The sequence below is a fragment of the Mucilaginibacter sp. GW821-FHT07G05 genome (genome assembly GCF_059418565.1).
In genome coordinates this window covers 245,707-257,249 of the sequence record NZ_JBWKQC010000001.1, presented here as the reverse complement: position 1 = coordinate 257,249, position 11,543 = coordinate 245,707, and the positions used below count along the sequence as shown (strand labels likewise).

9 protein-coding genes are annotated in these 11,543 nt (G+C 41.5%); 1 reads left to right on the top strand and 8 read right to left on the bottom strand.

Features of this window, described 5'->3' with window-relative positions; all coding sequences use genetic code 11:
* Positions 1–45: 45 nt before the first annotated feature.
* Together AC07NA_RS01000 and AC07NA_RS00995 are read right to left on the bottom strand one after the other, a co-directional pair.
* Positions 46–429: a DUF3037 domain-containing protein gene (locus AC07NA_RS01000; protein WP_345208943.1), complete on the bottom strand. Its 384-nt coding sequence runs from the start codon at positions 427–429 to the stop codon at positions 46–48.
* Positions 419–1,201 carry a HipA family kinase gene (locus AC07NA_RS00995; RefSeq protein ID WP_494894891.1) on the bottom strand — a complete coding sequence of 261 codons (783 nt, stop codon included), beginning with the start codon at positions 1,199–1,201 and terminating at the stop codon, positions 419–421. The genes AC07NA_RS01000 and AC07NA_RS00995 overlap by 11 nt, the downstream gene beginning before the upstream one ends.
* A gap of 133 nt (positions 1,202–1,334) precedes the next feature.
* On the opposite strand from AC07NA_RS00995, the gene AC07NA_RS00990 reads away from it, so the two are divergent.
* Positions 1,335–2,015: a metal-dependent hydrolase gene (locus AC07NA_RS00990; RefSeq protein ID WP_494894890.1), complete on the top strand. Its 681-nt coding sequence runs from the start codon at positions 1,335–1,337 to the stop codon at positions 2,013–2,015.
* A 23-nt stretch (positions 2,016–2,038) separates the two neighbouring features.
* On the opposite strand, the gene AC07NA_RS00985 is transcribed toward AC07NA_RS00990, so the two are convergent.
* The 6 genes from AC07NA_RS00985 to AC07NA_RS00960 form a co-directional block, all read right to left on the bottom strand.
* Positions 2,039–2,500 (bottom strand): DUF4268 domain-containing protein, encoded by a 462-nt coding sequence (locus AC07NA_RS00985; RefSeq protein ID WP_494894888.1) that lies wholly within the window; start codon positions 2,498–2,500, stop codon positions 2,039–2,041.
* Between the two features lie 129 nt (positions 2,501–2,629).
* A complete protein-coding gene (locus AC07NA_RS00980; RefSeq protein WP_494894886.1) occupies positions 2,630–3,613 on the bottom strand; it encodes a glycosyl hydrolase in 984 nt (327 codons plus the stop codon).
* 32 nt (positions 3,614–3,645) lie between these two features.
* A complete protein-coding gene (locus AC07NA_RS00975) occupies positions 3,646–5,487 on the bottom strand; it encodes a glycoside hydrolase family 2 protein (protein WP_494894884.1) in 1,842 nt (613 codons plus the stop codon).
* Positions 5,488–5,561: 74 nt separating this feature from the next.
* Positions 5,562–6,260 carry a DUF3823 domain-containing protein gene (locus tag AC07NA_RS00970; RefSeq protein ID WP_494894882.1) on the bottom strand — a complete coding sequence of 233 codons (699 nt, stop codon included), beginning with the start codon at positions 6,258–6,260 and terminating at the stop codon, positions 5,562–5,564.
* A 19-nt stretch (positions 6,261–6,279) separates the two neighbouring features.
* The gene (locus tag AC07NA_RS00965; protein ID WP_494894880.1) at positions 6,280–8,160 is read right to left on the bottom strand and encodes a RagB/SusD family nutrient uptake outer membrane protein; all 1,881 of its coding nucleotides are present in this window, start codon (positions 8,158–8,160) and stop codon (positions 6,280–6,282) included.
* A 10-nt stretch (positions 8,161–8,170) separates the two neighbouring features.
* Complete coding sequence (locus AC07NA_RS00960) at positions 8,171–11,287, bottom strand: SusC/RagA family TonB-linked outer membrane protein (RefSeq protein WP_494895994.1); 3,117 nt, start codon at positions 11,285–11,287, stop codon at positions 8,171–8,173.
* Positions 11,288–11,543: the final 256 nt, after the last annotated feature.

Here is an 11,543-nt window from a genome sequence, read left to right as displayed (position 1 = left end):
CTTAAAGAAGCAATATGCAAATAACTGTAAGAGAGTGCTTATTAATTACAGAACCAATTGGTTGTAAAGCCTTTCGAGGGTTTCGGCGGCGTCAACACAAAAGCCGGGATGAACTTTTGATGGCTGTACCACCGTACTGCGTGTTGCGGTAAGCCAGCGAAAGCGCGACGGCAAATCTAACTTCGCTATCGGCCCGCCATCTGCACCGCCTATACATATTTTTTCGATAGCGCAAAGGTTTTGCCTTACTTCATCAAGATCAGTTTTGGGGGCGAATATTTGCAGCCGGGCATCATCAAGGTTAAACTTTGCCTGCAAAAACTTCAGTTTAGCGCAATACATAATTACACCGGCATTCAGAAACTCTTCCCTTTCTACCTGCGGCACAATGCGGATAACGGCGTATTCAAACAGGTATCTATCTTGCATTTTGTGCTTCCTTTACAAATATTTCAGAATGTGCAATCCTTGTCAACAAAAACTCTAAGTAAGCAGCGCGGTGTTCTGCAATACTGTCAAATACATCTGTAGCCAGCCAATCATCAGGTATTAAATTAATGATATTTTCTACCCGTTCAGGTGTCAGTATCGCCCTGAATTCGGCATCCATTTCTTCCAATAAAGAGGCCTGCGGCAGCAGAACATGATCTTTAACCAACACGAAAGGCCTCACCGCCTGCTCGCGCCAGTTTTGCCATGAGTGATGGAAATATAACGATGCGCCATGATCTATCAGCCATAGTTCTTTATGCCATATCAGCATATTGGTATTGCGGCAGGTACGGTCCATATTAGTCAGCAGGCAATCCAGCCATACAATTTGCGACGCCAATTTGGGCTCAACGGTGGTTACCGTAGGGTCGAATGTGATAGAGCCCGACAGGTAATGGAGCGCAAGATTAAGCCCTACACTAAATTTTAATAGATCCTGTATTTCTTCGTCGGCTTCGGTGCGGCCAAAGGCTTCGTCAAGGTTAGCAAATACCAGTTCAGGCACACGCAGGCCAAGCAGCCGGGCTATTTCGCCACCTATCAGCTCGGCAATAAGCGCCCTTACCCCCTGCCCGGCACCTCTAAATTTAAGCACGTATAAAAACTCATCATCGGCCTCGGCTATGGCAGGCATGGAGCCACCTTCGCGCAAGGGCGTTACATAGCGTATCACGTTAACCGTTCTTAATTCGGGCGGGGTGTATTTCATTATTGCGTTGATGTAGGTACAAAAGTATATTTTATTGTCAATCGACAGTAAAGTATATAGCAACAAAAATATTTATCATTTAAAACCTATACGCAATATGTATGTTTGAACAACAAACCCATATTATAATAGTATGAAACTAACTTTTTACGGGCACGCATCCGTGCTTATAGAAATAGAAGGAACAAAAATACTGTTCGACCCATTCATCAGCGGTAACGCTTTAGCTAAAGACGTTGAGATTGCCAAAATTGAGGCCGATTATATATTCATCTCTCACGGGCACGGCGACCACGTAGGCGACCTGATAGACATCGCTAAAAAAACAGGCGCCAAATGTGTAGCCTCTGCCGAAATAGCGGGCTGGTTGCAAAGCAATGGTGTTGAATCGGTACATGGCATGAACCACGGTGGTTTTATTGAATTTCCCTTTGGTAAAGTCAAAGGCGTAAATGCTATTCACTCATCATCGTTCCCTGATGGTTCGTATGCCGGTAACCCGCTTGGCTTTGTATTCGTTACTCCGTCTGGAAGCTTTTACTATGCCGGTGATACCGCTTTAACCATGGATATGAAACTGATCCCGTTATGGGCCAAGCTTGATTTTGCCGTATTGCCTATAGGCGGTAACTATACAATGGATGTAACCGATGCTATCTATGCCGCTGATTTTGTGGAATGTAATAAGATAGTTGGTATCCACTATAATACCTTCCCGGCAGTTACTATTGATACCGATAAAGCCGTTGAGCAATTTACAGCATCTGGCAAAACGTTGTTATTGCCGCAGATAAACGAAACTATAGAATTATAATATAAAGAGACTGGCTGTTTCTGTTATTTGAACATTTCGAAACTGTATTGCGCGGTGCTCCAAAACTCATCGAGCGCTATAATACGGGGCTTGAAAAACGATATCAGTTGCGGCCAGTCTTCTTTTTTGAATACGCTTACCCCGTTAATTTGGGTACTGATGCGGCTGATGGTTTTATAATTTTCATCAGGCACGTGCAGTTCCCAATCCCATTCCTCATTAAGGGTATCCTCCAAAACCAGCTTTAGCGTTTTAAACTGTTCCAAAAACAACTCCTGTATATCTAAATCGGGATGTTTTATTTCTATAGCGATCATAGCCGTTTTGTTATCGGCCTGCATCCTGAAAAACAGGTTCTTTATCCTCGTTTTATAATTCACCCAGTTAATACGCAAACCATCGGCAGAAGGCTGCGGCGCTATGTACTGGCCAAAGGTTGTCCAGAAAGCTTGTTTTAGTTGCGATGCTTCGTCTTTTGAATACAATGTTTACCCCTTGTTATTTGATTCAAGTGCAAAGAAAATCATTTTATCTTACATGCCCTTTAAAAAAGGAAACGCCTGTAAATACATTACAGACGTTCCGGATATACTATTGTTTTTAGGGCAATATAATCAGGGCAACCAAAAATCAAATGGCTTATCCCTGTCGCATACTAAGGTGCCGTTCTCAAATTCTAATTCGGCAGCATGTATAGAGGTGCGCTTGGTTGAGTAAGTAAAGCCGCCATCTTTATCATGCCCGCCATCATCTTGATGGGTTTTACGCCCCGGATGTGTAAAATAAACGATATAGGCATGATTGTCGGTCACTACAACATCAGCATGCGCACCTGTTGGCGTATCTTCCGGCCGGTGACCGGGTTTATCCAACACCATCCCTTGTTTTTCCCAGGTTTTAGCATCTGTTGAGCGGTAAACGCGCTGCCCTACCCATTCATCGGTGATCATCCAGTAATAATTTTTAAACCTGAATATCTTTGGCCCTTCATGTGGCTGGCCACCGATGGCTACCTTGGGGTCAAGCTTCCAGTTTTCCAGATCACTGCTTTCTGCCGTTTGCGTATTGCTGTTGGCGTTTTTGTACCATATATGCCATTTACCATCGGGCAGCTTCATCAGGGTTGGGTCGATGATGTTTTGGGTGAGTTTTAAATCGCCCAAAAACCTCCAGTCCCACAGGTTTTTGCTGGTATAATGCACCAAACGGGCATTGCCTCCCCAATGGCTGTACACACCTTGAATGTAGGTAACAAACATGTGGTAAGTGCCATTATCGTAAATTACTTCCGGTGCCCAAAAGGTATTGGTACCGTGTTCAAATTCCAGGTTTAATGTGCCACGGTATGCCCATGTTTGCCCGTGATCTTTTGAGGTGGCAATGCCGATGCCTGTACCATAACAAAAAGCTACATCGGGTAAAGGCAGGTTGGCCCTGCGTTGAGTGTACATCATTGTCCACTCTTTTTCACCGCGGTTATACACCACAATCGGGTCGGCAGCGCCATCATAAATCGGGTCGCGAAATAATGGCGATGGCGCTTTATGTATTGCTTTGTCTTGCGCCGAAGCATTAAAACTTAGCAGTATTACACTCAACAGAACACAAAACCTGTATAAATAACGCATACTTATTTAACTAAAGCCGGGTTGTACAATTTCTTGTGGATCTCCAATAATTTATCGGCAGGCATTTTTATAACCTTTCTATCATAAGTAATAAAGCCGTTTATCTCTCCTTCAACATCGGTAGTTTGAGTGTATACAGCGGCAGATAATCCCAGCGGAATCAATTCGGCTAACCTGTCGGTGAAGGTAGAATACCTCTTAAACATCTCATCGGCGTTTTTAAAGTTCTGATATCCCCAGTTGTTTTTCACCTGCCAGGTATGCCCTTCTACCGGTAAACCTAAACCGCCAAACTCACCTAATACCAATATCTGGTTTTTACCAAACACATCAGGACGAGGCATTGCCGGGTGCGGATAATTATGCAAATCAACAATATGACCGGTTGTGTAGAAGTTACCACCGCTGGCGCTGTTCACCAATCGTGATGGATCGTTTTTCATTGTCCATTCGGTTATCTCTACAGTTTTAAACTGTCCCCAGGCCTCGTTAAACGGAGTCCATACCACAATACAAGGGAAGTTGTGCAGATCGGCCATAATTTTAGCCCACTCTTTACGGTAATATCCTTCTGATTCAGGTGTACGGTCTTTATCGCTGCCATGGTCTAATATCCCCGGACGGTTTTCCCAGCCATTACCTAAATCGCCGCTTGGCATATCCTGCCATAACAGCATCCCCATTTTATCGCAATAATTGTAATAACGGGCAGGCTCAACTTTAATGTGCTTACGTATCATATTGAAGCCCATCTTTTTAAGCTCATCAATATCGTACAACATAGCCTCTTCAGTTGGCGGGGTGTATAAACCATCAGGCCACCATCCCTGGTCAAGCGGACCGTATTGGAATACGAATTTATCGTTTAGCAGCATACGCTGTATACCATTGGCATCAGGTCCCATTGATATTTTGCGCATAGCGAAATAACTCTTTACATCATCAATTACCTTGTTGTTACGTACAAGGGTAATATGCAGGTCGTACAGGAACGGACTTGTTGTTGACCACAGTTTTTCATTTTTTAACTTGATAACCGTGGTTTCTTTAGCGTTAAATTGCTGTTGTGCTATTACGGTTTTACCATCAAGCACTTCTACCTTAATGTTATCACCTGCCTGCGCGTTAGCAACGTCAGCATTAAGCGTTAAGGTATGAGCATCAATGTCAGGTGTTTGCTTGGTTGAGGCGATGTATGATTTTTGTACACCTTCAATCCAAACAGTTTGCCAAATACCGGTAACCGGTGTGTACCATATACCTTCGGGCTTTTTCACTTGCTTACCACGCGGCTGCGGGCCATCATCTGTCGGATCCCAAACACGTACGGTTATCTCCTGTTTAGCGCCACCTTTTAGCAATGAGGTAATATTGAACGAAAACGGATCAAAACCGCCTTCGTGCTTACCTGCACTTTTACCGTTCACAAACACCTCTGTTTGCCAGTCAACCGCGCCAAAATGCAGCAATACATCTTTACCTTTTATGGTAGATGGTATGCTGATGGTGGTTTTATACCAAAGCACGCTATCCTTGCCTACGGTTTTACCAACACCTGATAAGGCTGATTCAACAGCATAAGGCACTAAAATGCTGCCATCGTATTTTGAAGGCGCGTTGTCGCTTTTGGGTGTGATGGCGTAGCTCCATAAACCGTTCAGGTTTTTCCAGTTGTTACTACGCACCAGTTGCGGACGCGGATACTCGGGCAGCGGTGCTTTAGGGTCAACCTTTTCGGCCCATGGCGATACAATTTTGTCTTTAATTAAATGCCACTGGCCTTGCTGGGCATTCGCGGTGCAACAGGCCAAAAAGAGAGCTGTTCCGGATAAAAGTTTTTTCATTGTTCAGAATTAAGTATAGTACGGAATTATAGTTCAAACAAACGGCCACCAATTAGGCGGCCGTTTGAAGCTATTTAAAATGTTAGTTTTTGCACCGGCGAATAAAGCAACCTGCTAACGTTTGCAATTTTAACAGCTACGCGCGCAAACACATAATTTTGTGTTGGTGAAATATTAGGTACCGTTACGTTTAAACTAATGTTGTTCAAGTTTGTAACTGGTATATTATCAGAAGCAACTATTGAACGGGTGTTTGATACGAATTGAGTTTTGTTAACATATAACTTTACATATTCAATTTCCTGCCCGTTAGCATCTGTTATAATTTTTTCCAGATTAAAATTACCGGTAACAACTCTACCCGCTACTGTAAACTGTGGATTACGGATCATGTAATAGGGTGTAACCTCAATATCCATGCTTTGGTTACCCTTAAGATCTATATATACCGTATCGGGCCTGCCCGCCGAGTTAGTTTTCCATATCCATGGCCCATTACCTGGTTGCATGGTTAGCTTATAGTTTCCGGCAAAAAGCGCCTGAGAAAAAGACCCATCTTGCGACAAAAACATATCGATAGGTGCAAGTTTACCAAAACCAGGTTGCCAAAGTTCAATTTTTGTAGAGTTATCAGATTGATCTAAATTGATGGGTTCTCCCTGATATACTACCCGACCATTAAATGTAATAGACGGCGCATCATAGTTATCCTTTTTGCACGATGCAAAAACAGATACCAATAATGCAAAGCTTAAAATATATTTGATTTTCATTTTGTTTAGCGATTTAAAATTATTGATTTGGATTCTGGATAATTTTAGGGTTATTGCTTATTTCATTGGTATTAATACGGGTGTAGTAATTTCCTAATAAAAATTGGTCACGTCCTTGTACTTCACTTGGTAATACGATTTTGAAAATCCATTTTCCATCATTTGGTCCGTTCGGATCAATTAATTTATATGGCCATAAGCCATATGGTTGCGTACGACGTTTGTTAGCTTTACCTATATTGCTTAGCAAATCATTTACCGTTGTGGCGTTACCATCAAATACCTGGTGCGCTAATCTCCAGCGTTTTAAATCATATAAGGTATGCCCTTCAAATACGAGTTCGACACGGCGTTCGTGAACAATACGGTCAAACGTTATTTGAGCAGGAGTTAAAGGAATGGTTAAACCTGCGCGGGCGCGTACTTGATTCATGTATGCTGCGGCATTTGTAGGGTCACCCAATTCAAATGATGCTTCAGCAGCATTAAGTAATACTTCGGCATAACGATAACGCACAAACCATACCTCACTTTGTACACCACGCTGACCGGCACCAGGTGTTGGATCAAGGTATTTGCGAATATAAAAACCACTTTGTGCGGTAAATACTTTAGCATTAATAGGTCCGTCGAAACCAACAACCTGTATGAGGCCCTTACCTGGTACTTCTCGTTGATTACCTCTTTCTTCGGCGGTTATAACGGTGCCATTGGTTAATTGCACACCTGCAAATATATCATTAGCAAGTCCTCTGAATGTAGCACTCGGTAATAATACTGTACCGGCGAGCCTGGCATCACGACCGGCAAAAGGATCAGTTTGTTTATCATAAACAATCGGGTTGCCACTACCATCTGTAATAGGTATAGGAGCATAGGTATTATCTAATTTTTCAAACTCTTCAACCAAATTAAGTGATGGATTGATACGTCCACCCTCCTCTTCCTGAGCACCGTAACGCGGCTGATTAGCTATAGTAAAACCTTGTACCTTACCCGATTTTAATTTAAAATCATCTACAAATATTACTTCAGGATTGCTTGCTTTATCTAAAAAGATGCTGGCGAAGTTTTCGGAAAGATCATCTTTCTTTTTATACAATGAGTACGCACCGGCAGTACCGTCAATTATTTCTTTTGCCGCGCGTAATGCAATAGTATAATAACCGGAGGCTTTACTTGCCGGTATACCTATTTCTTCGCCCGGTAAACTTACTGTTGGGGTTGATGCACCATATTTAGCGATAGACCCTGCGTACAAAGCAGCCCGCGATTCCATAGCTAATGCAGCAGCCATAGTAGCTCTTGATTTAGTATCTGGTAGTTTGGGTAATATAGTTTTAATGGCTTCTGCCTCGCTTATAACAAAATCGTAAATTTCTGCTTCTTTTGATCTTGGAGATTGCAGATACGTAGGATCACCGCTAAAATCATAAGTTAATGATTTTAAAATTAGTGGTACACCGCCAACACGTTTCACAATTTCAAAATAGTATGATGCTCTTAAAAAACGAGCTTCGGCAATAAATCTGTCTTTATCAGCTTGTGCCAAGCCTGTTGATGCTGTTGCCCTCTCTATAAAAAGATTTAAATCGCGGACATAGTTATAATCCCATGTATACCAGCTGTTATAATCCCAGCTGTTATTCTTGGTAAACCCGCCACCATCTGACACGAAAGCCTCGTTAAAATCGGCCATTGTTGCCCAGTCTTTTACAGTTGAAAAATCAAGATACCTGTTATACAGGTTAGCCATTACAGATAAGGTTTGGTTGGCATCCTGAAATATCTGATCAACTGTTAAAATACCAGTTGGCTGAACATCTAAAAATTTATTGTCTTTACAGCTCCACGTACTTAACATGGCTGCAAATAATATGATTGAAAATCTCTTTTTCATGATAAATAATTTACAGGGATAATTTCACACCTACGTTTATAATTTTGGTTTGCGGGTATTGAAGACCGTTGTCATCATTACTCTCCGCATCAACCCCGTAAGCGCTCAGATTATCAATTGAGAATAAGTTGTAACCATTTACATATACACGGCAACCTTTAACATTTAACTTATCCAGTATACTTTTAGGTAATGAATAGCCCAATTCAATAGTACGGGCACGTAAATACCTTACATTGTGTACCCAATAAGTACTGTTTTTATTAAAGCTTGACAAATCGCCCCTGTTATAACGTAAAGCCGGATATTTACCGGGTATCCACGCGCTATTTACGTCGTATGGATCGGTACGGTGCCAGCGGTCTTCAAATATGGTATTAAAGTTACCTTCGTTTTGGAATGCCCATCTTGTTTCATAATTCTGCACCCATGTATAGCCTGCACCACCTGAAAAATCGGCTGCCAAATTGAACCCTTTATAGTTGAGGGTGATATTAAAACCAAAATTAATTAGTGGTAAGCCGGCAGTAGAATAACCAACTGTTCTTATATCGTCTCCGTTAATGCGCTTATCACCATTATTATCTTTGTATATTAAATCGCCTGGTAATACGGTGCGGTTACCCTGCCCGTCAATATCAACCGGATAATTATTGATTTGCTCCTGTGATGTAAACTGGCCAATCACTTCATAACCTGTTGATCTTTGAGAATACCTGTTTCCCTGTGCGTTAAAATATCTGTCTAAAGAGTTATTGAAAACTTCTTTATACCTGATCAGATTTTGATTACGGGCAATACCAACATTACCACCTACATTATAACCCAGATCGCCAACTTTGTTATTGTAGGCAATAGAAAACTCACCACCATATACAGCATCACTATTTAAGTTTTCGCCCGGTAAAGTATAGCCGAGTTCGCTTGGTACCAACACGTCAACTCGTGGTGCAACCAAACCGGTACGTTTACGGTAAAAATAATCTATAGCACCGGTAAGTTTACCGCCAAACATGGTATAATCTATACCAATGTCAGTAATTTTACTCCTTGTCCATGATACATTTGTAGTAATAGTGCCTTTATCAGCTGAACCAACAATAGCATTGCCATCTAAAATATTTGTTCCCTGGTTGTAATTATACCCTGGTATGTAGGCAAAAGCTCCAACTACGTCCCTATCATCACCAAGCACACCATATGAGGCACGTAATTTCAAATCTGATAATACAGATTTATCGCCCAGCAAATTTTTAACAAAAGGTTCTTCCGTAATTCTCCATCCTACCGATGCTGACGGAAAGTAGCCTACCCTTTTACCGGGCGCGAATAATGAAGAAGCATCTCTACGTGCTGATGCTTCAAAATAATATTTGTTAGCGTAATTATAACTCACACGCGACGCGTAACCTGTACGGTTAAATTGAGTTTGCGCATCATCATAAGTATCTACCGTTGGGAAATATATCAATGGCAATACATTGGTAGTTGGTACCGCATGTACCCAATTGTTCAAATCGTTATTTTCAATACGTTCGGCAACAAAAAAGGCATTAACTGTGTGTTTGCCAAAAGTATTGTTGTATTCTAATAAAGCTTGTTTTGTAGTATTGATCACTTTACGCTGCCTGCGTTCGCGCCAAGGGTTAGTACTACCACCCGTAGCAAGATAAGTATCCTCTGCAGGATTGTAAGTATACGTTTTGTAGGTATACTCGTGATTATTAAGTAACTGATCTGCAATATAATACGAATACTTACCTCTTGCGGTAAGGCCTTTTATACCAGGTATCTGGTAATCGAGCGTAAAATTGGTTTGTAACACACGCCAATCTTCACGGTAATGACCGGCATTCTTAAGCGTTAAATAACCCCAGTTTGTTTCGTTATGTTTTATATCGTTAATATACTCCGGATTATCATTAGCGAAAGGCCTTTCAAGTGGCGTGTTTCTTAAAATAGCGAATTTTGCGTTACCGTAGTCATCTTGTCCGGGTACACCAGGGTTATCGCGAGTTTCAATACGGCCGTTAATCATTACTCCAACTTTAATACGGTCGGTTATTTTAGCTTCAAGGTTTGATTGAATATTGGTACGTTTAAACTGAAACTCGCGGCCTAATACTGAATTTTGAAAAACATGTGTTCCTGATAGATAATAATTAATCTTATCTGAGCCACCTGTTGCATTTACATTTATATTTGTAATAGGCGCATTACTTTTAATAATAAAGTCTTTCCAATCAAAACTTTGATAACCATATGCCGTACCTTCCTTGTATTTTTCTAATTCAGCAGGCGTTATAGGCGTTGTGCCCTTATCAACATCGTTAACCTCTGCCTCTGCACGATACCTCATATAATCATATGAATTGGTCAATACATTAGGGAAACGTGTCCAGCTTTGCCAGCCTGTGTAAGCATCAACGTTTAATGAATTTTTTTCGCCCAGCTTACCGCGTTTAGTAGTTACTACCACAACACCATTTGCCGCCCGTACACCATAAATAGATGCTGATGCATCTTTTAATACTGTAATACTTTCAATGTCACCAGGCGCTAAGTTGTTAAACTGGCCTTCATCTTGCTGAATACCATCAATTACATATAATGCCGGGCCATAGTTACGGATAGATATTGCAGCGCTTGCGCCCGGCCGACCTTCTGCCGCCTTGAACGACACACCTGGTACTTTACCGGCAAGGGTATTACTTACGTTAGCGCCGGCATGCACACGGTCAATATCCTTACTGGTTACGGATGAAATTGCGGCCGTTAATGATTCCTTTTTTTGCGAGGTGTAACCTGTTACAACAACCTCCTGTAAATTCGCACTTGCGGGTTCTAAATTAACGTTAATTATAGTTTTAGTTCCAACGGTTATCTCTTGTGTGGTATAACCAACAAAAGAGATAACTAAAACACTTGTAGAGCCAGGCACCGAAAGGGTAAATTTACCTTGCGCATCAGTGCTGGTACCTACCTCGGTACCTTTAACTCGCATCGCAACACCGGGTAGTGGCGCCCCTGTTTCATCAACAATGGTACCCGTGACTTTTGTTTGCGCAAATGCCGGACTAACGGCAAATAGTAAACAAAGAAGAAAAAAAACGAGGGGGGCTTTCAAAAGCCGGGTCTTCCTTTTGAGACCATTTGAAAAGGAGGGGACATCCTTTTTCAGTAGTAGATTTTTTCTCATAAATGATTTAATTGGCAAAGCGTTAACTGTACGATTAACACTTTTGGTTTGTGTGTAAATTACGGGGTTTTTACACTTTGCCTATTAGTCAAATCGTATCAATACTTCAACAAAAAGTATCATATTACGAGAATAGAAGCACTGCAAGTTATCTGTAGTGATAGTTTTTTTCCAACCAAATGCC

Bases quoted from the DNA above. Each gene is read 5' to 3' on its own strand.
- AC07NA_RS01000 (WP_345208943.1), bottom strand. From the start codon at position 429: ATGCAAGATAGATACCTGTTTGAATACGCCGTTATCCGCATTGTGCCG.
- AC07NA_RS00965 (WP_494894880.1), bottom strand. From the start codon at position 8,160: ATGAAAAAGAGATTTTCAATCATATTATTTGCAGCCATGTTAAGTACG.
- AC07NA_RS00990 (WP_494894890.1), top strand. From the start codon at position 1,335: ATGAAACTAACTTTTTACGGGCACGCATCCGTGCTTATAGAAATAGAA.
- AC07NA_RS00970 (WP_494894882.1), bottom strand. From the start codon at position 6,260: ATGAAAATCAAATATATTTTAAGCTTTGCATTATTGGTATCTGTTTTT.
- AC07NA_RS00995 (WP_494894891.1), bottom strand. From the start codon at position 1,201: ATGAAATACACCCCGCCCGAATTAAGAACGGTTAACGTGATACGCTAT.
- AC07NA_RS00975 (WP_494894884.1), bottom strand. From the start codon at position 5,487: ATGAAAAAACTTTTATCCGGAACAGCTCTCTTTTTGGCCTGTTGCACC.